This is a genomic window from Streptomyces sp. H27-H1 (assembly GCF_026627445.1).
Lineage (GTDB): Bacteria > Actinomycetota > Actinomycetes > Streptomycetales > Streptomycetaceae > Streptomyces.
This window is the reverse complement of record NZ_JAPNLJ010000007.1, coordinates 128,951-150,577: the sequence shown is the minus strand read 5'-3', so window position 1 is coordinate 150,577 and position 21,627 is coordinate 128,951. Positions and strand designations below refer to the sequence as shown.

Here is a 21,627-nt window from a genome sequence, read left to right as displayed (position 1 = left end):
GACGGCCCGGCGCCGGGCCGCGTGCGCCCCCCCCCGGCGCCGCCCTGCCCGGCCGCCCCGCCCCGCCCCGCGCGGGACGACGTAGGGTCAGGGCGTGGAAGACACCCCTAGCCCGGTCCCGACGCCCATCCGGGTGCTCCTCGCCGACGACCAGGCCCTGCTGCGCAGCGCGTTCAAGGTGCTCGTCGACTCCGAGCCCGACATGCGGGTGATCGGGGAGGCCTCCGACGGGGCGCAGGCCTTCGAGCTGGCCCGTACGACCCGGCCCGACGTCGTGCTCATGGACATCCGGATGCCCGGCACCGACGGCCTCGCCGCCACCCGGCTGATCACCGCCGACCCCGAACTGGCCGACGTGCGCGTGGTGATGCTGACGACCTTCGAGGTCGACGAGTACGTGGCGGCGGCCCTGCGGGCGGGCGCCTCCGGGTTCCTCGGAAAGGGCGCCGAACCCGAGGAGCTGCTCAACGCCATCCGCGTCGCGGCCGCGGGCGACGCGCTGCTCTCCCCGGCCGCCACCAAGGGACTCATCGCCACCTTCCTCGCGCAGGGCGGCGGCGCCGGGACCACCCCCGCCACGGGCGCGGCCCACGCGCAGCGCCTCGCCGCGCTGACCGGGCGCGAGCGCGAGGTCCTCGTACTCGTGGCGGCGGGCCTGTCCAACGACGGGATCGCCCGCCGGCTGGAAGTCAGCCCGCTCACCGTCAAGACGCACGTGAACCGGGCCATGTCCAAGCTGGGCGCCCGCGACCGGGCCCAATTGGTGGTCATCGCGTACGAATCGGGACTAGTCCGGCCCAGGGCGGAGTAGTCCGGTCTACTGCGGACGCGGTATGCCCCGGATAAGGACGGGACCTGGGGCCGACGTCGGCGTGCCCGCGCGCACGAGAGGCTGAGGGGCCCTCGCGCGTGCCCGACGGCACGGCTCCGTCATGTCTCGTAGACGTCACCACGTCACTGCAGAGAGATCCCCATACCCATGTTCCGGCTGTCCCGCTTCAGCCTCGCCCAGAGGGCGCTGATCGGCCTCGTGTCGCTCGTCGCGATCCTCTTCGGCGCCATTGCCATCCCGCAGCTCAAGCAGCAGCTGCTGCCCTCCATCGACCTGCCGATGGTGTCCGTGCTCGCGCCGTACCAGGGCGCCTCGCCCGACGTGGTGGAGAAGCAGGTCGTCGAACCGATCGAAACCATGCTCAAGGGCGTCGACGGCATCACCGGCATCACCTCCACCGCCAGCGAGGGCAACGCCCTCATCATGGCGACCTTCGACTACGGCGACGAGGGCACCAAGCAGCTCGTCGCCGACGTCCAGCAGGCCGTCAACCGGGCCCGCGTACGGCTGCCCGCCGAGGTGGACCCGCAGGTGATCGCCGGTTCCACCGACGACATCCCGACCGTGGTCCTCGCCGTGACCTCCGACAAGGACCAGCAGGCGCTGGCCGACCAGCTGAACAAGTCGGTGGTCCCCGCCCTGGAGGACATCGCGGGCGTCGGCCAGGTCACCGTCGACGGGGTCCAGGACCTCCAGGTCACCGTCACCCCCGACGACGCCGAGCTTGCCGGCGCCGGCCTCGACGGCGCCGCCCTGGCCCAGGGCCTCCAGGCGGGCGGCGCCACCGTCCCCGCGGGCTCCTTCGACGAGGCGGGCAAGAACCGCACCGTGCGCGTCGGTTCGGGCTACACCTCGCTCGCCCAGCTGGAGGACCTGCGCCTCACCGCCGGACCGGGCAAGCCCGCCGTCCGCCTCGGCGACGTGGCGAGCGTGAAGCAGGAGCCGGCCAAGGCCGTCTCCCTCACCCGCACCAACGGCAAGCCCAGCCTCGCCCTCGTCCTCACCATGGACAAGGACGGCAGCGCCGTCGCCATCTCGGACGCGGTCGAGGACAAGCTGCCCGAGCTCCGTTCCACCCTCGGCTCCGGCGCCGACCTGACCGTGGTCAGCGACCAGGGCCCGGCTGTCGCCAAGTCCATCTCGGGCCTGACCACCGAGGGTCTGCTCGGCCTGGTCTTCGCGGTCATCGTGATCCTGGTCTTCCTCGGCTCGCTGCGCTCGACGCTGGTCACCGCGGTCTCCATCCCGCTGTCCGTCGTCCTCGCGCTGATCGTGCTGTGGACCCGCGACCTCTCCCTCAACATGCTGACGCTGGGCGCGCTCACCATCGCCATCGGCCGGGTCGTCGACGACTCGATCGTGGTCCTGGAGAACATCAAGCGCCACCTCGGCTACGGCGAGGAGCGCCAGAGCGCGATCATCACCGCGGTCAAGGAGGTGGCGGGGGCGGTCACTTCCTCCACGCTCACCACCGTCGCCGTGTTCCTGCCGATCGCCTTCGTCGGCGGCATGGTCGGCCAGTTCTTCGGCCCGTTCTCGATCACCGTCACCGCGGCCCTGCTGGCCTCGCTGATCGTCTCCCTGACGGTCGTACCGGTGCTCTCCTACTGGTTCCTGCGCGCCCCCGAGGGCGTGAGCGAGGGCGACGCGGCGAGCGCCGGGAAGGCGCGCCGCGAAGCCGAGGAGAAGGAGTCCCGCAGCAAGCTCCAGCAGTTCTACGTACGGGCGCTGGACCTGGTCACCCGCCGCCGGCTCGCCACCCTGGCCGTGGCCGTCGTGGTGCTCGTCGCGACGCTGGGCATGGCCCCGCTGCTCAAGACGAACTTCTTCGACCAGGGCGAGCAGGAAGTCCTCAGCATCAAGCAGCAGTTGCCGCCCGGCACCTCGCTCGCGGCCGCCGACGAGGCGAGCCGCAAGGTGGAGAAGGTCCTGTCCGGGACCGACGGGGTCAAGGACTACCAGGTCACCGTCGGCTCGTCGGGCTTCCTGGCCGCCTTCGGCGGCGGTACGGGCTCCAACCAGGCCTCGTACCAGGTCACGCTGGAGAGCTCCGAGGACACCGAGGCCGCGAAGAAGCACATCGAGACCGCCTTGAAGGGGATCGACGGCATCGGCGACACCACCATCGCGGCCGGCGACGGCTTCGGCAGCCAGAACCTCAGCGTCGTCGTGAAGGCCGGAGACGGGGCGGTCCTCGCCCGGGCCGCCGAGCAGGTGCGCGCCGAGGTGGCGAAGATCGAGGACGTCACCGACGTCCAGAGCGACCTGTCCCAGTCCGTGCCCCGGATCTCGGTCACCGCCACCCCCAAGGCGGCGGAGTTCGGCCTGAACCAGGCCGCGCTCGGCGCCATCGTCGGGCAGGCCGTACGGGGCAACCCGGCGGGCAGGGCCGTACTGGACGACACCGAGCGGGACATCGTCATCAAGTCCGCGCAGCCGGCCACCACCCTGGCCGAGCTGCGGGCGCTGCCCGTCGGCCCGGTCAGGCTCGGCGACATCGCCGAGGTGAAGGAGGTCCCCGGCCCGGTCGCGATGACCCGGATCGACGGCGCCCGCGCCGCGACCATCAGCGCCAAGCCGGTCGGCGACAACACCGGAGCCGTCAGCTCCACCCTGCAGTCGAAGATCAAGGCCCTGGACCTGCCCGCGGGCGCCACGGCCACCATCGGCGGCGTCGGACAGGACCAGAGCGAGGCCTTCGCCTCGCTGGGCCTGGCCATGCTCGCGGCCATCGCCCTCGTGTTCATGCTGCTGGTCGCTACGTTCCGCTCGCTGCTCCAGCCGCTGATCCTGCTGGTCTCCATCCCCTTCGCGGCGACCGGCGCGCTCGGCCTGCTCCTGGTCACCGGCACGCCGCTCGGCGTTCCGGCACTGATCGGCATGCTGATGCTCATCGGCATCGTCGTGACCAACGCCATCGTCCTGATCGACCTGGTCAACCAGTACCGGGCCCAGGGCTACGGCGTGATCGAGGCGGTCGTCGAGGGTGGCCGCCACCGGCTGCGCCCGATCCTGATGACGGCACTGGCGACGATCTTCGCGCTGCTCCCGATGGCGCTGGGCGTCACCGGCGAGGGCGGCTTCATCTCGCAGCCGCTCGCGGTGGTCGTCATCGGCGGCCTGATCAGCTCCACCCTGCTGACCCTGCTCCTGGTGCCGACCCTCTACACGATGCTGGAGCTCCGCAAGGAGCGCCGCAGCGCGAAGAAGACGGCACGCCTGAGCGTGGTCCCGGCCCCGGCCGCCTCCTCGGAGGAGGAGAGCCCGGTCAAGGTCTGACGCGCGGGGGAACCCGTACAAGCCGAAGGGCCGCCCCTCGAAGGAGGGGCGGCCCTTCGGTCGTTTTTCGTACGGAAGCGGCTACAGCGCGAGCATCCGCTCCAGGGCGAGCTTCGCGAAGCTCTCGGTCTCCTTGTCGACCTGGATCTGGTTGACGAGGTTGCCCTCGGCCAGGGACTCCAGGGTCCACACCAGGTGGGGGAGGTCGATGCGGTTCATCGTCGAGCAGAAGCAGACCGTCTTGTCGAGGAAGACGACCTCCTTGTCCTCAGGGGCGAAACGGTTCGCCAGGCGCTGCACGAGGTTCAGCTCGGTGCCGATGGCCCACTTGGAGCCGGCCGGGGCCGCCTCCAGCGCCTTGATGATGTACTCGGTGGAGCCGACGTAGTCCGCGGCCGCCACGACCTCGTGCTTGCACTCGGGGTGGACCAGGACGTTCACGCCGGGGATGCGGGCACGCACGTCGTTGACCGAGTCGACCGAGAAACGGCCGTGCACGGAGCAGTGGCCGCGCCACAGGATCATCTTGGCGTTCCGCAGCTGCTCGGCGGTCAGGCCGCCGTTCGGCTTGTGCGGGTTGTAGAGCACGCAGTCGTCGAGGGACATGCCCATGTCGCGGACGGCGGTGTTGCGGCCCAGGTGCTGGTCCGGGAGGAAGAGCACCTTCTCGCCCTGTTCGAACGCCCACTCCAGGGCCTTCTTGGCGTTGGACGACGTGCAGATCGTGCCGCCGTGCTTGCCGGTGAAGGCCTTGATGTCGGCGGAGGAGTTCATGTACGAGACGGGCACCGTGGCTCCGGCGACACCGGCCTCGGTCAGCACGTCCCAGCACTCGGCGACCTGCTCGGCGGTGGCCATGTCGGCCATCGAGCAGCCCGCGGCCAGGTCCGGCAGGACCACCTTCTGGTCGTCCGAGGTGAGGATGTCGGCGGACTCGGCCATGAAGTGGACGCCGCAGAAGACGATGTACTCGGCCTCCGGCTTGGCGGCCGCGTCCTTGGCGAGCTTGAAGGAGTCACCGGTGACGTCGGCGAACTCGATGACCTCGTCACGCTGGTAGTGGTGGCCCAGGATGAAGACCTTGTCCCCGAGCTTCTCCTTGGCGGCGCGGGCGCGCGCGACGAGGTCCGGGTCCGACGGCGACGGCAGGTCGCCGGGGCACTCCACCCCGCGCTCGCTCTTGGGGTCGGCCTCGCGGCCGAGCAGCAGCAGGGCGAGGGGCGTCGGCTGGACGTCCAAAGGCTGGTTGTCCAAAGGCTGGGCGGTGGTCACGACACGCACCCTTTCTGTTCTGCGACAAGGGACTTCTGAAGCCATCGCTTCGACTTCTCGTCTATTTGACGTTATTTATCATAACTGCTTCACGTCACTTTGACGATGCCGATAGTGTCGATGTGACGCATTCGCCTGCCCGCCGCGGGGACCCGCCCTCCGCGCGGGGGTGTGCGAGCATGGAATTTCTGAAACACGCGTCGGGTCGCGGAATGAATCCGCGGTCCCGCTCGTTGCCACCGACGGCAAGAGTCCGACGTTTCCCCGCCTTGGGCGGGGAGCCGCCCACTTCGGGAGTGAATGCAGATGTCCGTACAGGACGAAAAGACCACCGTGAGCGACGGCATCCTCCTGTCCGACGCCGCCGCCGAAAAGGTCAGGACCCTGCTGGAGCAGGAAGGCCGCGACGACCTGGCTCTGCGCGTCGCCGTCCAGCCCGGCGGCTGCTCCGGCCTGCGCTACCAGCTCTTCTTCGACGAGCGCTCCCTCGACGGCGACGTCGTGAAGGACTTCGACGGTGTGAAGGTCGTCACCGACCGGATGAGCTCCCCGTACCTGCACGGTGCGTCCATCGACTTCGTCGACACCATCGAGAAGCAGGGCTTCACGATCGACAACCCGAACGCCACGGGTTCCTGCGCCTGCGGCGACTCCTTCAACTAAATCCTGAAGGAACACGCAGAGGGGCCCGCCCGCGGACTACCGCGGGCGGGCCCCTCTCGCACGTCCGGGCCGCCTACTGGCGGGGGACGGCCTTGCCCGTGGTCGCGTCGATCACCTTCCGGTCGCCGAGCGGCTGCTGCAGCGCGCCCGTCACCGTCATCTCCTTCGCGATCATGATGCAGGCCTGCCCCGGCTTGTTCGGGGTGTCCGTGATCTTCACCATCACCGAGTCCGGCTGCTCACGGACCTCCAGGGCGTACGTGCTGCACACCCCGCCCCAGAAGTTCACCGTCAGCGTCCGGTCGGCCAGGTCGTACGAGAACCCGGGCACGGTCTGTCCCTTCGCGGGCGGGGAGGACGGGTCGGACGCGTCGGGCGGGGGAGTCCCCTCGGTCAGGGCCGCCGGCTGGGCCACCGTGTGGCCGGGGCCGCCGTCCCTGCCCGCCACCTCGAACAGCCAGGCCGGCACCAGCCCGCGGGCCCCGTCGACCGTGCCGGGGACCAGCCCGAGCGCGGCGCCCCGTACCGACTCCGTCCGCTGGGGCTTCATCGGCCGGGGGTCCGGGTTGCACGGCAGCGTGTCCGTGGCGCCGACCGGGGGGTCCGGAGTCAGCGGGACGCTCGTGGCGCAGCCGCTCGGGTCGGGGTGCGTGCCGCCGGAGGCCTTGGCCTTGTCGTTCAGCCGGGCCAGCGCGTCCACGGCGCCGACCACCGGCTGCTCCGAGGCCCGCGCCGGGGCCTTCAGCTCGCCGCTGCCCGACACCACCTTGGAGTCCGCCCCGACGCCGACCTTGGTGGACCAGCCCTGCGTGGGCAGGCCGCCGATCACCGGGTCGGCGCTCACCACGCGTACGGAGCCCTGGGCGAGCCGGGCGTCGAGCGCGGCAGCGCCCTGGCCCACGGCCGCCAGTACGGGCGCGGCGGCCGCCTTGGCGGCCTCCTCGGAGACGGGCTGGCCGACGGCGGAGCCGCTGTCCTGGCCCTGGTCCTGGGGGAGGGTGGCCGGCCCGCAGGTGTCCTGGCCGCGCCGGCAGTCGTCCCCGGTGCCGCCGACCTGGAAGCGGGAGAAGTTCCAGGTCCCGGGCGCCTTGAGGTTCACCGTGAGCCGGGGTCCGGAGCCGTCCGCGACCTCTCCGGCCTGCCAGGTCTCCCCGGAGAGCCGGGGCGCGCCGGAGATCCCGAGCGCCGTCGCGAGCCGCGCCACCTCGGCGGAGGTCACCTCACCGCTCGCCACGAAGGCCGGCGCGGTGGCCGGGCCGTCCGGGAGGCGGACCTCGGCGGTGTACGTGACCCCGCCGCCGGAGGGGTCGGGCTCGCCGGGGGCGATGCCGGGCCCGGACGGACTCGGCGCGACAAGGGGCGCGGATGCCGCGCTGACATCCGTACGCCCCTCGCCGTGGGCGATCGACGCCCAGTACGCGGTGCCGCCGCCGGTGAGCAGGACGGCGGCCGCGATCGAACCTACGACCCAGACCGGCCGCCGTCGTGTGGCACGTGACGCATCGGGTGTGTCGGATACATCGGGTGCATCGGGTTGTTCGCTGGTCACCGCATCGCTCCTTTGCCCGTCCCGCATGGGGTGATGCGGGTGTGACGGAACAGACGCGGATCCGGTTCCCTCGGGCTCGGGCACCTGGGCGGTGAAGCGGTCTTAGTAGCCGTAGACCGCCGTGGCCGCGATGAGGCGGGCCGAGGCTGCCGGGACGCGGATTCCGCTGATCTGCGCGGGCGCCACCCGGTCCGGACGGGGGTCGGCGGGAACCGGCCAGTGGGGGGCCATCCGGGCGCAGTCGCCCAGCAGCCGTTCGAACTCGGTGCCCGCCGTGTTCTCGGCGGGCCGGGGGTGCCCGAAACCATCGGTGTAGGTCATGGGGCACGGTATGCACGCCGCCGCGGGCGAAGAAAGAGCTACTACGGGGTAGTTTCTGCCGTTCGGCCTCGGGCCCCCGACCGGGTAGTTTTGACTGTCCCCCCTTGCCGTCCCTCGCAGGAGCGTCCACGCCGTGCGTATCGCAGTCACCGGCTCCATCGCCACCGACCACCTCATGACCTTCCCCGGCCGCTTCGCCGACCAGTTGGTCGCGGACCAGCTGCACACGGTCTCCCTCTCCTTCCTCGTCGACAACCTCGACGTACGGCGCGGCGGCGTCGGCCCGAACATCTGCTTCGGCATGGGTCAGCTCGGCGCCCGGCCGGTCCTCGTGGGAGCGGCCGGCTCCGACTTCGACGAGTACCGCGCCTGGCTCGACCGGCACGGCGTCGACACCGAGTCCGTGCGGATCTCCGAGGTCCTGCACACCGCGCGCTTCGTCTGCACGACGGACGCCGACCACAACCAGATCGGCTCCTTCTACACGGGCGCCATGAGCGAGGCCCGCCTGATCGAGCTGAAGTCGGTCGCGGACCGGGTCGGCGGCCTGGACCTCGTCCTGATCGGCGCCGACGACCCCGAGGCGATGCTCCGCCACACGGAGGAGTGCCGCACCCGTGCGATCCCCTTCGCCGCGGACTTCTCGCAGCAGATCGCCCGGATGGACGGCGACAACATCCGCACCCTGATGGAGGGTGCGACGTACCTTTTCTCCAACGAGTACGAGAAGGGCCTCATCGAGGCGAAGTCCGGCTGGACGGACGCGGAGATCCTGGCGAAGGTCGGCACCCGTGTCACCACGCTCGGCTCGAACGGCGTCCGCATCGACCGGGTCGGCCACGACCCGATCGTGGTCGGCTGCCCGGAGGAGACCGCGAAGGTCGACCCGACGGGTGTCGGCGACGCCTTCCGCGCGGGGTTCCTGACCGGTCTGGGCTGGGGCGTCGGCCTCGAGCGCGCCGCGCAGGTCGGCTGCATGCTGGCCACGCTCGTCATCGAGACCCTGGGCACCCAGGAGTACACCCTGGCCCGGGCGCACTTCATGCAGCGCTTCACCAAGGCGTACGGCGACGAGGCCGCGGCGGAAGTCCAGTCCCACCTCCCGGCGTAGCCCCTCGCGGAGCCTGGCCCGGCGGGGCTGGATTCATCCAGCCCCGCCGGCGTTCGAGGCGGCCTTTCAGCCCGTCCGGCGTTTGAGGACCTGGTCAGGGCGAAGCCCCGGGAACGGGTGGAAGGGGCGGGTGGGGGCAGTCCCGCAGGTCCGTCCCAGCCGCGGCGGCAGGCCGGCCCCGCGGAGCCGGGTCAGACCGCGCGGCGGACCGTGTACGCGGTACCGGCCGGGCGGGGGGCTTCGCCCACGTAGACCTGGCCCCGCATCGCGCACCACGCCGGAATGTCCAGCCGGGCGACCTCGTCGTCGGAGAGCACCGTCACCGTCCCCCCCACCGGCACCCGCCCGATCACCCGGGCCAGCTCGATCACCGGCTGCGGGCACCGCAGCCCGAGGGCGTCCACCTCCAAGGACTCCGCATCCGGCTCCGAAACGGCCATCTCCGCCGCCCCGGCGCCGAGTTGCTCGCGGACCCCCGCCACCAGCCCCGGCAGGACCTCCAGGAAGCCGTTGACCTCCGCCGCCGTCGTACCGGCCGGCAGGGACACCCGTACGTTCCCCTCCGACAGCACCCCCATCGCCCGCAGCACATGGGACGGAGTCAGCGTCGAGCTGGTGCACGAGGAGCCCGAGGAGACGGAGTAGCCCGCCCGGTCCAGCCCGTGGAGCAGGGTCTCCCCGTCCACGTACAGGCAGGAGAAGGTGACCAGGTGCGGGAGGCGGAGGTCGGGATGGCCCACCACCTCCACGTCCGGCACCAGGCGGGCCACCCGCCGTCGCAGCCGGTCCACCAGGATCCGCAGGCGGGCCGCCTCCGCGTCCGCCTCGGCGCGCACCGCCCGCAGCGAGGCCGCCGCGGCGACGGCCGCGGGGAGATTGACGAAGCCGGGGGAGCGCCCCGACTCCCTTTCGTCGGCGGCGCCTTGGGGGGAGAAACGCACTCCCTTGCGGACCGCCAGCAGGCCGACACCGGCGGGGCCGCCCCATTTGTGGGCGCTCGCGCACAGTACGGACCAGCCTCCGGGGACCGGCCCCCAGCCCAGTGACTGCGCGGCGTCCACCAGCAGCGGGACCCCGGCCGCGGCGCACACCTCGGCCACCTCGGCCACCGGTTGGACGGTGCCGACCTCGTGGTTGGCCGACTGGAGGCAGGCCAGCGCGGTGGACGGCCCGACGAGCGATCCGTAGGAGGACGCGGAGACCCGGCCGAAGCGGTCCACCGGGACCTCCTCGACCCGCCCGCCGCCCGCCTCGTGGACCTCCGCCGCATGCAGTACAGAACTGTGTTCTACCGCTGATACGACCAAATGCCCGCCGACGCGCCGACGCCCCGCCAGGACCCCCGCCATGCCCGCGTGAACCGCGTGCGTCCCCGAAGGAGTGAACACGAGCTCGTCGGGACGGCAGCCCACCGCTTCCGCCGCCGCCTCCCGGGCCGCGTCCAGCAGCATCCGGGCCCGCCGCCCTTCGCGGTACAGACGGGCCGGGTCGGCCCAGCCTTCGTCAAGGGAGGCCTGGAGCGCCTGCCGGGCCACGGGGTGCAGCGGGGCGGCGGACGCGGTGTCGAAGTACGGCATCCGGTCACGCTAACCGGCCGCCGCGCCGACGTGGCGGCCGGCCGAGGTCAGGGGCCGTCAGATGTCGTCCGGACCCCGCCATTCGGGGCACGTTGGGCCGTCCCCCGTACGGCGGATCCATCCCTTCGGGGGCAGTAACGGCGCGTTGGGCACCCTCCCCGCGCGACCCCAAATAGCGTCCAGTAGGGTTTGGTCCGCATAAACATCCAAACCCCTGCCTGCGTCAGGGCCGGCGACCGACCCGAATGCGGCCGCGGCCGGCCGCGCGGGCCGAGACTCTCGGGAAGGCGCTACGTGAGTCCCTACGGCTCCGACCGCTCGCCGCGGCGCCCGATGCGGCGGAAGCTGCTGCAGGCGCTGACTGCGGGCGTGGTCCTGGCGACCGCCACTGGTTGCTCGTACACATGGAAAGACTTCCCCCGCCTCGGATTGCCCACCCCGGTCACTGAAGAGGCGCCTCGCATCCTCTCTTTGTGGCAGGGCTCGTGGGCGGCCGCTCTGATCACCGGCATCCTCGTGTGGGGCCTGATCATGTGGAGCGTCATCTTCCACCGGCGCAGCCGGACCAAGGTCGAGGTTCCCCCGCAGACCCGGTACAACATGCCCATCGAGGCGCTGTACACCGTGGTCCCGCTCATCATCGTCTCGGTGCTCTTCTACTTCACCGCGCGTGACGAGTCGAAGCTGCTCTCCCTCTCCGCCAAGCCGGCTCACACGGTCAACGTGATCGGCTACCAGTGGAGCTGGGGCTTCAATTACGTCGAGGACGTCGACGGCGATGCGGCGACTCCGAAGGCGGGCGAGGTTCCCAAGGAACTCGCCTCCATTCCGGACCGCTACACCAAGGACTTCCCCGCGGGCGCCGAAGGCGTCTACACCAAGGGCGTCCCCAGCGACCGGAACGCGGAGACCGGCAACCCCGGCCCGACGCTCTGGCTGCCGAAGGGTGAGAAGGTCCGCTTCATCCTGTCGTCGAACGACGTCATCCACTCCTTCTGGGTGGTCCCCTTCCTGTTCAAGCAGGACGTCATCCCGGGCCACACCAACGTCTTCGAGGTCACCCCGACCGAAGAGGGCGTCTTCATGGGCAAGTGCGCCGAGCTCTGCGGTGCCGACCACTCCCGAATGCTCTTCAACGTCAAGGTCGTCTCCCCGGAGGCGTACAAGGCGCACCTGAAGGAGCTGGCGGAGAAGGGTCAGACCGGTTTCCTCCCGGCCGGCATCCAGCAGACCGACCCGGCCCGCAATGCTGAGGTGAACAAACTGTGAGCATCCTCAACCAGCCTCAGGGTGCCGAGGCCGACTCGTACGAGAACGAGTTGCCTGTACGGAGCAAGCAGCCGGGCAATGTCGTCGTGAAGTGGTTGACCACTACCGACCACAAGACCATCGGCACGATGTACCTGATCACGTCGTTCGTGTTCTTCATCATCGGCGGGGTCCTGGCGCTCTTCATGCGCGCCGAGCTGGCCCGTCCGGGTACGCAGCTCATGTCGAACGAGCAGTTCAACCAGGCGTTCACCATGCATGGCACGATCATGCTGCTGATGTTCGCCACCCCGCTGTTCGCGGGCTTCGCGAACTGGATCATGCCGCTGCAGATCGGCGCGCCCGACGTGGCGTTCCCGCGGCTGAACATGTTCGCGTACTGGCTGTACCTCTTCGGCTCGACCATCGCGGTGGCCGGCTTCGTCACCCCCTCGGGTGCCGCCGACTTCGGCTGGTTCGCCTACTCCCCGCTGTCGGACGCCGTCCGCTCGCCGGGTATCGGCGCCGATATGTGGATCATGGGTCTGGCCTTCTCGGGCTTCGGCACGATCCTCGGTTCGGTCAACTTCATCACCACGATCATCTGCATGCGCGCCCCCGGCATGACGATGTTCCGCATGCCGATCTTCACCTGGAACGTGCTGCTGACCGGTGTCCTGGTCCTGCTCGCCTTCCCGGTGCTGGCCGCCGCGCTCTTCGCGTTGGAGGCCGACCGGAAGTTCGGTGCGCATGTATTCGACGCCGCGAACGGCGGCGCCTTGCTATGGCAACACCTCTTCTGGTTCTTCGGACACCCAGAGGTGTACATCATCGCGCTGCCATTCTTCGGAATCGTTTCCGAAGTCATCCCGGTCTTCTCGCGCAAGCCGATGTTCGGTTACATCGGCCTGATCGCCGCGACGATCTCGATCGCCGGCCTTTCGGTGACCGTGTGGGCCCACCACATGTACGTCACCGGCGGTGTGCTGCTGCCGTTCTTCTCCTTCATGACGTTCCTCATCGCGGTTCCGACCGGTGTGAAGTTCTTCAACTGGATCGGCACCATGTGGAAGGGCTCACTGTCCTTCGAGACACCGATGCTCTGGACGATCGGCTTCCTGGTCACCTTCACCTTCGGTGGTCTGACCGGCGTCATCCTGGCTTCGCCCCCGATGGACTTCCACGTCTCCGACTCGTACTTCGTCGTCGCGCACTTCCACTACGTCGTCTTCGGCACCGTGGTCTTCGCGATGTTCGCCGGCTTCCACTTCTGGTGGCCGAAGTTCACGGGCAAGATGCTGGACGAGCGGCTCGGCAAGATCACCTTCTGGACGCTGTTCATCGGCTTCCACGGCACCTTCCTGGTGCAGCACTGGCTGGGCGCCGAGGGCATGCCGCGTCGTTACGCGGACTACCTCGCGGCGGACGGATTCACGCTGCTGAACACGCTCTCGACGATCAGCTCGTTCCTGCTGGGCCTGTCGATGCTGCCCTTCATGTACAACGTCTGGAAGACGGCGAAGTACGGCAAGAAGGTCGAGGTCGACGACCCGTGGGGCTACGGCCGTTCGCTCGAATGGGCGACGTCTTGCCCGCCGCCGCGGCACAACTTCCTCACCCTGCCGCGGATCCGGTCCGAATCCCCGGCATTCGATCTGCACCACCCCGAGATCGCGGCCCTCGACCACCTTGAGGACCACGCCGTGGCCGCCAAGGCCGTCGCTGGTGGCAAGGAGGCCGGCAAGTGAAGATCCAGGGCAGGATGTTCCTGTGGCTCGCGGCCTTCATCCTGATCATGACCGTCGTGTACGGCGTGTGGTCCAAGGAGCCGGTCGGCACCACCGCGCTCGCGCTGGCCTTCGGCCTGAGCGCCATGATCGGCTACTACCTGGCCTTCACGGCCGCGCGCGTGGACGAGATGGCCCAGGACAACCTGGAGGCCGACGTCGCCGACGAGGCGGGCGAGCTGGGGTTCTTCGCCCCGCACAGCTGGCAGCCGCTCTCGCTGGCCGTCGGTGGCGCCTTCGCCTTCATGGGCGTCATCTTCGGCTGGTGGCTGATGTACTTCTCGGCGCCGCTGATCCTGGTGGGTCTGTGGGGCTGGGTGTACGAGTACTACCGCGGCGAGAACCAGAACCAGTAGCCGCACCCGTGTCGCCGCTCCCAGCGGCGGCCACAGCGTGAGACCAGGGGCCCGGACACCTCCAATGGAGGAGTCCGGGCCCCTCGTTTGCAGTCACCCCGCGCGCCGTATTTGCCATATCTTCATAGCGTTGACTCCATGAACCAGTCACCGCGTCTTTGGACGGTAATCGGCTGCTCCCTGCTGGTCGCGTCCCTCGGGGCCGGCGCCACCGCATGCGGGTCGGGCGACGACAACCCGCTGTCCGCCCGCCCCTACGACGCGGGCGATCAAGTCGCCCTCAACCAGTCCTCCGGCAGCCGCCCGGTCGACCCGGACCGGCCCCTGGAAGTCACCGCCAAGAGCGGCGAGGGCCGGATCACCGACGTGAGCGCCGTGGACACCCACGGCCGACGCCTGGCGGGCGAGTTGTCCGCCTCGGGCGACCGCTGGCACAGCACCGTCCCGATGGCCGCCGGCGTCCGCTACACCGTCATCGTGAACACCGAGGACGAACGGGGCGCCCCCGGGCAGCGCACGCTCAACTTCGACACCACCCCGGCCAAGAAGGTCCTCAAGGTCGAATTCGGCCCGGACGAGGGCAAGTACGGCGTCGGGCAGCCCCTCACGGCCGAGCTCAACGAACCCGTGAAGGACAAGGCCGCCCGCGCCGTCATCGAGCGCGGCCTGGTCGTCGACGCCCCGCCGGACGCCGAGGGCGCCTGGCACTGGGTGGACGACAAGAAGCTCCACTACCGGCCCAAGGAGTACTGGCCCGCCAACACCACGGTGTCCGTCCGGAGCAACCTGGAGGGCATCAAGATCTCCGACGACCTGCACGGCGCCGCCTCCAAGCCGTTGAAGCTGGAGATCGGCGACCGCGTCGAGGTGACGACGGACGCCTCCTCGCACTACCTCACGTTCAAGCGCAACGGAGAAGTGATCAACACCATTCCGGTGACCACCGGAAAGCCGGGCTTCTCCACCCGCAACGGCGTCAAGGTGGTCCTCGGCAAGCAGTACTACGTCCAGATGCGCGGAGACACCGTGGGCATCGGCGGCAGCGAGTACTACAACCTGCCCGTCTACTACGCGACCCGCGTCACCTGGAGTGGTGAATACGTCCACGCCGCGCCGTGGTCCGTCGGCTCCCAGGGCTACGAGAACGTCAGTCACGGCTGCACCGGCATGAGCACGGGCAACGCCGCCTGGTTCTACGAGAACATCTCCGAAGGCGACATCGTCCGCGTCATCAACAGCATCGGCGACGACATGGACACCTTCGGCAACGGCTTCGGCGACTGGAACATGGACTGGAAGGACTGGCGCGAGGGCAGCGCCCTCCTCAAGGGTACCCAGGAGGGCCGCAGCCCGGTCGACCAGGCGCGCCTGCGCCCCCAGGTGTAACCACTGGGCCAGGAGGGCCACAAGAGCCCTCAGGGGCCGCAGCGCCCGTACGGGCGCCCGCGGCCCCTGCGTGTGCCGTCAAGGGGCTGTACGGGCCGTACGGGCCCGTTATGCCGCCGGGGAGAGCCGCGCGCGCAGCAGACCCGCCAGGGACTGCGCGAAGTCCACCGGATCAACCGGAAGGGTGACGGCGGCGTCCGCGCGGCTCCACGTGGCCAGCCAGGCATCCTGCGGACGGCCCATCAGGAGCAGTACGGGCGGGCACTGGAAGATCTCGTCCTTGATCTGCCGGCACACCCCCATGCCCCCGGCCGGAACCGCCTCGCCGTCCAGCACGCAGACGTCGATTCCGCCCGCGTCCAGCTCCTTCAGGACGGCCGGCAGCGTGGCGCACTCCAGGAACTCCACCGGCGGCAGGTCCGCGGCCGGCCTGCGCCCGGCCGCCAACCGCACCTGCTCCCGGGTGCCCGCGTCGTCGCTGTAGACCAGAACCCGCGCAGTCGCCCGCATTTCGTTCCTCCACGTGTCCCGTGAATCACGTTGATGTTGCGCGGGATGCTACTCCGTCCGACCCGGTGTCAACATCGGTTCGCACAGCCTCGCCCGCGGATCTCCCCAAGCCGTCCGAAGAGCGATCTGATGGGCCGTTCGGGCCTTGCACACGCCCCTGACACTCCGAACGGCACCCCCCGGGGTGAGGGCGGGATAAGGGACCGACATAATGTCGGTCGTGGCGACAGCAACGACAGTAGATACCGGGCACGCGCACCCGACGGTCAACAGGCCGAACCTCGTCAGCGTGGGAACCATCATCTGGTTGAGTTCCGAGCTGATGTTCTTCGCGGCCCTCTTCGCGATGTACTTCACCCTGCGATCCGTGACAGGCGCCGAGTACTGGACAGAACAGGCTTCGGCCTTGAATCTGCCCTTCTCGGCGACGAACACGACGATCCTGGTGCTTTCCTCGCTCACCTGCCAGCTCGGCGTATTCGCCGCCGAGCGCGGTGACGTGAAGAAGCTCAGGACGTGGTTCATCATCACGTTCGTCATGGGTGCGATCTTCATTGGCGGGCAGGTGTTCGAGTACACCGAGCTGGTCAAGCACGAGGGCATGAGCCTCTCGTCCGGTCCGTACGGCTCGGTCTTCTACCTGACCACCGGCTTCCACGGGCTGCACGTGACGGGCGGTCTCATCGCCTTCCTGCTGGTCCTCGGCCGGACGTACGCGGCCAAGAGGTTCACCCACGAACAGGCCACGTCGGCCATCGTCGTGTCCTACTACTGGCACTTCGTCGATGTTGTCTGGATCGGCCTCTTCGCGACGATCTACCTGATCAAGTAGCGAACACGTCGCCGGGCCTGACCCGGCACTCCATCCAGACACACCGACGCAGAAGATCCTGACACCGGGGTAATCCGTGAAAAAGCTCTCCGCACGACGACGCCATCCGCTGGCGGCGGTCGTCGTTCTACTCTTCGCGCTGGCGGTCACCGGGGGGCTGTACGCCGCCTTCGCGCCCGCGGGCAATGCGAAGGCCGACGAAACCGCCCAGTCCCTCGCCATCGAGGAGGGCCAGAAGCTCTACGCCGTCGGCTGCGCAAGCTGCCACGGAACCGGCGGTCAGGGTTCCTCTGACGGCCCCAGCCTGGTAGGCGTCGGCTCCGCTGCCGTCGACTTCCAGGTGAGCACGGGCCGCATGCCCGCCCAGCAGCCTGGCGCCCAGGTGCCGAAGAAGCCGGTCATCTACACCCAGGCGCAGACCGACCAGCTGGCCGCGTACATCGCGTCCCTCGGTGCCGGCCCGATCGTGCCGTCCGAGAAGCAGTACGACCCGGCGGGTGCCGACATCGCCAAGGGTGGTGAGCTGTTCCGCAACAACTGCGCGCAGTGTCACAACTTCACCGGCGAAGGCGGCGCACTGACGAACGGCAAGTACGCCCCCAACCTTGAGGGCGTCTCGCCGAAGCACATCTACGAGGCCATGCTCACCGGCCCGCAGAACATGCCCTCCTTCCCCGACAGCACGCTGCCGGAGAAGCAGAAGAAGGACATCATCGCGTACCTCCAGCACGTCAACGGCGAGAAGTCGACCAGCCCCGGTGGCCTCAAGCTCGGTGGCCTCGGCCCCGTCTCCGAGGGCCTGTTCGGCTGGATCTTCGGGCTGGGTGCGCTGATCGCTGTCGCCGTCTGGGTCGCGGCCCACACCGCTAAGGCCAAGAAGTCATGAGTAGCCAAGACATTCCCGTAGAGAAGCACCTGCCGAGCGAGCAGGGCGACGCGCACCACGGTGTCGTGTCAGTGGCGGACGATCCGTTCGCCGACCCCGGTCTGCCGGTTCACCGCCCGCGGATCCAGGACATCGACGAGCGGGCCGCGAAGCGCTCCGAGCGCACGGTGGCCTTCCTGTTCACCCTGTCGATGCTGGCCACGATCGGCTTCATCGCCTCCTTCGTGACCCTGCCGGTCGACAAGATCGTCTACATCTTCCCCATCGGGAAGGTGAGCGCTCTCAACTTCGCCCTGGGCATGACCCTCGGCGCGGCCCTCTTCTGCATCGGCGCGGGCGCGGTCCACTGGGCCCGCACCCTGATGTCCGACGTGGAGGTCGCCGCCGAGCGTCACGAGATCGCGGCCCCGGCCGAGGTCAAGGCGCAGGTCATGCAGGACTTCGCGGACGGCGCGCGCGAGTCGGCCATCGGCCGCCGCCCGCTGATCCGCAACACGATGTTCGGTGCGCTGGCTCTGATGCCGCTCTCCGCCGTCGTGATCCTGCGCGACCTGGGCCCGCTGCCCGAGGACAAGCTGCGGAAGACCATCTGGGCCAAGGGCAAGATGCTCATCAACCAGAACACGATGGAGCCGCTTCGTCCCGAGGACATCGTCGTCGGTTCGCTGACCTTCGCCATGCCGGAAGGCCTGGAGGAGGACGCGCACGACTTCCAGATGCAGATCGCCAAGGCCGCCCTGATGATCGTCCGCATTCAGCCGGACGACATCAAGGACAAGAAGGAACTGGAGTGGTCCCACGACGGCATCGTGGCCTACTCCAAGATCTGTACCCACGTCGGCTGCCCGATCAGCCTGTACGAGCAGCAGTCGCACCACGTGCTCTGCCCGTGCCACCAGTCCACCTTCGACCTCTCCGACGGCGCCCGAGTCATCTTCGGCCCGGCTGGTCACGCGCTCCCGCAGTTGCGGATCGGCGTCAATGACGAAGGTTTCCTCGAGGCGCTCGGCGACTTCGAAGAGCCCGTCGGTCCCTCATTCTGGGAGCGCGGATGAGCACTGCCACGAACAACCCGTCACCCGCTCCCGCGGCGGGCAAGGAGCGCAAGGCCCCGGCCGGCGAGCGTGTAGCCGACTGGGCCGACGGCCGGCTGGGCATCTACAGCCTCGCCAAGGCCAACATGCGCAAGATCTTCCCGGACCACTGGTCCTTCATGCTGGGTGAGATCTGCCTCTACAGCTTCATCGTCCTCATCCTCACGGGTGTGTACCTGACGCTGTTCTTCCACCCGAGCATGAACGAAGTGCACTACGACGGCTCGTACATCCCCATGCAGGGTGTCGCGATGTCCGAGGCCTTCGCCTCCACGCTGCACATCAGCTTCGACGTCCGCGGCGGTCTGCTCATCCGGCAGATCCACCACTGGTCGGCGCTGATCTTCATCGCGGCGATGCTCGTGCACATGATGCGCGTCTTCTTCACCGGCGCGTTCCGCAAGCCGCGCGAGGTCAACTGGATCTTCGGCTTCCTGCTGCTGGTCCTCGGCATGTTCACCGGTTTCACCGGTTACTCCCTGCCGGACGACCTGCTCTCGGGCACCGGTGTCCGCTTCATGGAAGGCGCGATGCTGTCCGTGCCGATCGTGGGCACGTACCTGTCGTTCTTCTTCTTCGGTGGAGAGTTCCCCGGCGGCGACTTCGTGGGCCGGCTGTACTCGGTCCACATCCTGCTGCTGCCCGGCATCATGATGGGCCTGCTGGTGGCCCACCTGATCCTGGTCTTCTACCACAAGCACACCCAGTTCGCGGGCCCCGGCAAGACCGAGAAGAACGTCGTCGGCATGCCGCTGCTCCCGGTCTACATGGCCAAGGCCGGAGGCTTCTTCTTCCTGGTCTTCGGTGTCATCGCGGCCATCGCGGCGATCGCCTCGATCAACCCGATCTGGGCGATCGGCCCGTACCGCCCGGACCACGTGTCCACCGGTGCGCAGCCCGACTGGTACATGGGCTTCTCCGAGGGCCTGATCCGTGCCATGCCCGGCTGGGAGATCAACCTGTGGGGTCACACCCTCGCACTGGGTGTCTTCATCCCGTTCACGATCTTCCCGCTGGTCCTGGCCACGATCGCGGTCTACCCGTTCATCGAGTCCTGGGTCACCGGGGACAAGCGCGAGCACCACATCCTGGACCGCCCGCGCAACGCCCCGACCCGTACGGGCTTCGGCGTGGCTTGGCTGACGTGGTACGTCATCCTGCTGATCGCCGGTGGAAACGACATGTTCGCGCAGTACTTCCACCTCTCGATCAACTCGATCACCTGGTTCGCCCGCATCGGGTTCTTCGTCGGCCCGGTCATCGCCTTCGTCATCACCAAGCGGATCTGCCTCGGCCTTCAGCGCCGGGACCGGGACAAGGTGCTGCACGGTCGCGAGACCGGCGTCATCAAGCGCCTGCCGCACGGTGAGTTCGTCGAGGTCCACGAGCCGCTCTCGCAGGGCAAGCTGCACACGCTCACCTCGTACGACCAGTACGAGCCCGCCGAGATCGGCCCGACGGTGGACGAGAACGGTGTCGAGCGCAAGGTGAAGCCGCTGGAGAAGCTCCGCGCCAAGCTCAGCAAGGGCTACTACGGGGAGAACAACCAGATCCCGAAGCCCACGGTCGAGGAGTACAAGGAGATCCAGAGCGGCCACGGCCACCACTGATCTCCCGCGTTACGGCTTCACAGCTTCACAGCTTCACAGCTTCACAGCTTCACGTAGCACGCACCACGCACTACGCATGACTGCTTGAGGGACTGGTTTCGGTCAGTCCTGGTGTCGCCACGGCGAGAGCCCCGTCCAGTGTCTGGACGGGGCTCTTTGCCGTCCCCGGGGCTGGATAGGCTGAAGCCCTTCCCCGTTCGACGTGGAATCCTCGACAAGCAGCAGGAGCGGACCATGAACGTTGTGACCCCGGCAGGCGGCGACAGCGTGGCGGCCCGCGGCTGGCCGGGCGTTCTGGAGGCCCTGCTGACCGGCCGCGACCTCGGCGCCGACGACACGGCCTGGGCCATGGACCGGATCATGCGCGGGGAGGCCACCGACGCCCAGATCGCAGGCTTCGCGGTCGCGTTGCGGGCCAAGGGCGAGACCGTCGCCGAGATCAACGGGCTGGTCCGCGCCATGTACGAACACGCCAACCTGATCGAGGTGCCGGGCCGGACGGTGGACATCGTCGGCACCGGAGGCGACGGGGCCAAGACGGTCAACATCTCCACGATGTCGGCGATCGTGGTGGCCGGTACGGGTGCCAAGGTGGTCAAGCACGGCAACCGGGCCGCGTCCTCCGCGAGCGGCTCCTCGGACGTCCTGGAGAAGCTGGGAGTCAACCTCGACCTCACCCCCGCCCGGGTGGTGGAAGTGGCTGAGGAAGCCGGGATCACCTTCTGCTTCGCGGTCAAGTTCCACCCCGCGCTGCGGCACGTGGCGGCCGCCCGCCGGGAACTCGGCATCCGGACCACCTTCAACTTCCTCGGCCCGCTGACCAATCCGGCGCGGGTCCGGGCGCAGGCCACGGGTGTGGCCGACGCGCGGGTGGCCCCGATCGTCGCCGGCGTACTGGCGGAGCGGGGCTCCTCGGCGCTGGTGTTCCGCGGTGACGACGGGCTCGACGAGCTCACCACCACGGCGACCTCCCGGGTCTGGTGGGTCCGGGGCGGCGAGGTCAGGGAGCAGGGCTTCGACCCGCGCGACATCGGCATCCCGCTGGTGGAGGTCTCCGCCCTGGGCGGCGCGGACGCCTCGTACAACGCGGACGTGGCCCGCCGGCTCCTGGCCGGCGAGACCGGCCCCGTCCGTGACGCGGTGCTGCTGAACTCGGCGGCGGCCCTGGTCGCGCTGGACCCGGGCACGGGCACCCTGGAGGAGCAGCTCGCCGCGGGTGTCGTACGGGCGGCGGAGTCCGTGGACTCGGGCGAGGCCCGGGCGGCGCTGGCCCGCTGGGTGGCGGCGAGCAACGCCTAGCCGTTCCGACGGGAT

The 21,627-nt window shown here is 69.2% G+C and carries 18 protein-coding genes; 13 read left to right on the top strand and 5 right to left on the bottom strand.

Annotated elements, in window-relative coordinates:
* Positions 1-94 precede the first annotated feature (94 nt).
* Together OTB20_RS10080 and OTB20_RS10075 are read left to right on the top strand one after the other, a co-directional pair.
* The gene (locus OTB20_RS10080; protein ID WP_267816537.1) at positions 95-811 is read left to right on the top strand and encodes a response regulator; all 717 of its coding nucleotides are present in this window, start codon (positions 95-97) and stop codon (positions 809-811) included.
* Between the two features lie 168 nt (positions 812-979).
* Complete coding sequence (locus OTB20_RS10075; RefSeq protein ID WP_267816535.1) at positions 980-4,111, top strand: efflux RND transporter permease subunit; 3,132 nt, start codon at positions 980-982, stop codon at positions 4,109-4,111.
* A gap of 81 nt (positions 4,112-4,192) precedes the next feature.
* On the opposite strand, the gene nadA is transcribed toward OTB20_RS10075, so the two are convergent.
* A complete protein-coding gene (gene nadA, locus OTB20_RS10070; RefSeq protein WP_267816533.1) occupies positions 4,193-5,392 on the bottom strand; it encodes a quinolinate synthase NadA in 1,200 nt (399 codons plus the stop codon).
* Between the two features lie 297 nt (positions 5,393-5,689).
* On the opposite strand from nadA, the gene erpA reads away from it, so the two are divergent.
* Positions 5,690-6,046, top strand: a complete 357-nt coding sequence (gene erpA / locus OTB20_RS10065; RefSeq protein WP_243330017.1) for an iron-sulfur cluster insertion protein ErpA — start codon at positions 5,690-5,692, stop codon at positions 6,044-6,046.
* Between the two features lie 73 nt (positions 6,047-6,119).
* Here the strand turns inward: erpA and OTB20_RS10060 are convergent, their stop codons facing one another.
* Both OTB20_RS10060 and OTB20_RS10055 read right to left on the bottom strand, forming a co-directional pair.
* Positions 6,120-7,595 (bottom strand): hypothetical protein, encoded by a 1,476-nt coding sequence (locus OTB20_RS10060; RefSeq protein WP_267816530.1) that lies wholly within the window; start codon positions 7,593-7,595, stop codon positions 6,120-6,122.
* 102 nt (positions 7,596-7,697) lie between these two features.
* A complete protein-coding gene (locus OTB20_RS10055) occupies positions 7,698-7,916 on the bottom strand; it encodes a hypothetical protein (RefSeq protein ID WP_267816528.1) in 219 nt (72 codons plus the stop codon).
* A gap of 133 nt (positions 7,917-8,049) precedes the next feature.
* Between OTB20_RS10055 and OTB20_RS10050 the strand changes: the two genes are divergently transcribed.
* Positions 8,050-9,027, top strand: a complete 978-nt coding sequence (locus OTB20_RS10050) for a carbohydrate kinase family protein (protein ID WP_267816526.1) — start codon at positions 8,050-8,052, stop codon at positions 9,025-9,027.
* A gap of 191 nt (positions 9,028-9,218) precedes the next feature.
* Here the strand turns inward: OTB20_RS10050 and OTB20_RS10045 are convergent, their stop codons facing one another.
* The gene (locus OTB20_RS10045) at positions 9,219-10,604 is read right to left on the bottom strand and encodes a cysteine desulfurase/sulfurtransferase TusA family protein (protein ID WP_267816524.1); all 1,386 of its coding nucleotides are present in this window, start codon (positions 10,602-10,604) and stop codon (positions 9,219-9,221) included.
* Between the two features lie 294 nt (positions 10,605-10,898).
* On the opposite strand from OTB20_RS10045, the gene coxB reads away from it, so the two are divergent.
* From coxB to OTB20_RS10025, 4 genes are all read left to right on the top strand, one after another.
* Positions 10,899-11,873 carry a cytochrome c oxidase subunit II gene (gene coxB, locus OTB20_RS10040; RefSeq protein ID WP_267816522.1) on the top strand — a complete coding sequence of 325 codons (975 nt, stop codon included), beginning with the start codon at positions 10,899-10,901 and terminating at the stop codon, positions 11,871-11,873.
* On the top strand, positions 11,870-13,600 hold the full coding sequence (ctaD, locus tag OTB20_RS10035; protein WP_267816520.1) for a cytochrome c oxidase subunit I: 1,731 nt from the start codon (positions 11,870-11,872) through the stop codon (positions 13,598-13,600). Before coxB ends, ctaD begins: the two co-directional genes overlap by 4 nt.
* Positions 13,597-13,995, top strand: a complete 399-nt coding sequence (locus OTB20_RS10030) for a cytochrome c oxidase subunit 4 (protein ID WP_267816518.1) — start codon at positions 13,597-13,599, stop codon at positions 13,993-13,995. Before ctaD ends, OTB20_RS10030 begins: the two co-directional genes overlap by 4 nt.
* Before the next feature lie 138 nt (positions 13,996-14,133).
* The gene (locus OTB20_RS10025; protein ID WP_267816516.1) at positions 14,134-15,381 is read left to right on the top strand and encodes a L,D-transpeptidase; all 1,248 of its coding nucleotides are present in this window, start codon (positions 14,134-14,136) and stop codon (positions 15,379-15,381) included.
* A gap of 108 nt (positions 15,382-15,489) precedes the next feature.
* Here the strand turns inward: OTB20_RS10025 and OTB20_RS10020 are convergent, their stop codons facing one another.
* The gene (locus OTB20_RS10020) at positions 15,490-15,891 is read right to left on the bottom strand and encodes a hypothetical protein (protein ID WP_267760291.1); all 402 of its coding nucleotides are present in this window, start codon (positions 15,889-15,891) and stop codon (positions 15,490-15,492) included.
* A gap of 211 nt (positions 15,892-16,102) precedes the next feature.
* On the opposite strand from OTB20_RS10020, the gene OTB20_RS10015 reads away from it, so the two are divergent.
* From OTB20_RS10015 to trpD, 5 genes are all read left to right on the top strand, one after another.
* A complete protein-coding gene (locus OTB20_RS10015; RefSeq protein ID WP_008738823.1) occupies positions 16,103-16,723 on the top strand; it encodes a cytochrome c oxidase subunit 3 in 621 nt (206 codons plus the stop codon).
* A 76-nt stretch (positions 16,724-16,799) separates the two neighbouring features.
* Positions 16,800-17,609 carry a c-type cytochrome gene (locus OTB20_RS10010; RefSeq protein WP_267816515.1) on the top strand — a complete coding sequence of 270 codons (810 nt, stop codon included), beginning with the start codon at positions 16,800-16,802 and terminating at the stop codon, positions 17,607-17,609.
* Positions 17,606-18,664: a Rieske 2Fe-2S domain-containing protein gene (locus OTB20_RS10005; RefSeq protein ID WP_267816514.1), complete on the top strand. Its 1,059-nt coding sequence runs from the start codon at positions 17,606-17,608 to the stop codon at positions 18,662-18,664. The genes OTB20_RS10010 and OTB20_RS10005 overlap by 4 nt, the downstream gene beginning before the upstream one ends.
* The gene (locus tag OTB20_RS10000) at positions 18,661-20,313 is read left to right on the top strand and encodes a cytochrome b (protein WP_267816512.1); all 1,653 of its coding nucleotides are present in this window, start codon (positions 18,661-18,663) and stop codon (positions 20,311-20,313) included. The genes OTB20_RS10005 and OTB20_RS10000 overlap by 4 nt, the downstream gene beginning before the upstream one ends.
* 234 nt (positions 20,314-20,547) lie before the next feature.
* On the top strand, positions 20,548-21,612 hold the full coding sequence (gene trpD / locus OTB20_RS09995) for an anthranilate phosphoribosyltransferase (RefSeq protein WP_267816510.1): 1,065 nt from the start codon (positions 20,548-20,550) through the stop codon (positions 21,610-21,612).
* Positions 21,613-21,627: the final 15 nt, after the last annotated feature.

Excerpts from the sequence above, each read along its gene's own strand:
- OTB20_RS10075 (WP_267816535.1), top strand. The coding sequence starts at position 980 with ATGTTCCGGCTGTCCCGCTTCAGCCTCGCCCAGAGGGCGCTGATCGGC.
- erpA (WP_243330017.1), top strand. The coding sequence starts at position 5,690 with ATGTCCGTACAGGACGAAAAGACCACCGTGAGCGACGGCATCCTCCTG.
- OTB20_RS10025 (WP_267816516.1), top strand. The coding sequence starts at position 14,134 with ATGAACCAGTCACCGCGTCTTTGGACGGTAATCGGCTGCTCCCTGCTG.
- OTB20_RS10005 (WP_267816514.1), top strand. The coding sequence starts at position 17,606 with ATGAGTAGCCAAGACATTCCCGTAGAGAAGCACCTGCCGAGCGAGCAG.
- OTB20_RS10020 (WP_267760291.1), bottom strand. The coding sequence starts at position 15,891 with ATGCGGGCGACTGCGCGGGTTCTGGTCTACAGCGACGACGCGGGCACC.
- OTB20_RS10015 (WP_008738823.1), top strand. The coding sequence starts at position 16,103 with ATGTCGGTCGTGGCGACAGCAACGACAGTAGATACCGGGCACGCGCAC.
- OTB20_RS10045 (WP_267816524.1), bottom strand. The coding sequence starts at position 10,604 with ATGCCGTACTTCGACACCGCGTCCGCCGCCCCGCTGCACCCCGTGGCC.
- trpD (WP_267816510.1), top strand. The coding sequence starts at position 20,548 with ATGAACGTTGTGACCCCGGCAGGCGGCGACAGCGTGGCGGCCCGCGGC.
- OTB20_RS10000 (WP_267816512.1), top strand. The coding sequence starts at position 18,661 with ATGAGCACTGCCACGAACAACCCGTCACCCGCTCCCGCGGCGGGCAAG.
- OTB20_RS10055 (WP_267816528.1), bottom strand. The coding sequence starts at position 7,916 with ATGACCTACACCGATGGTTTCGGGCACCCCCGGCCCGCCGAGAACACG.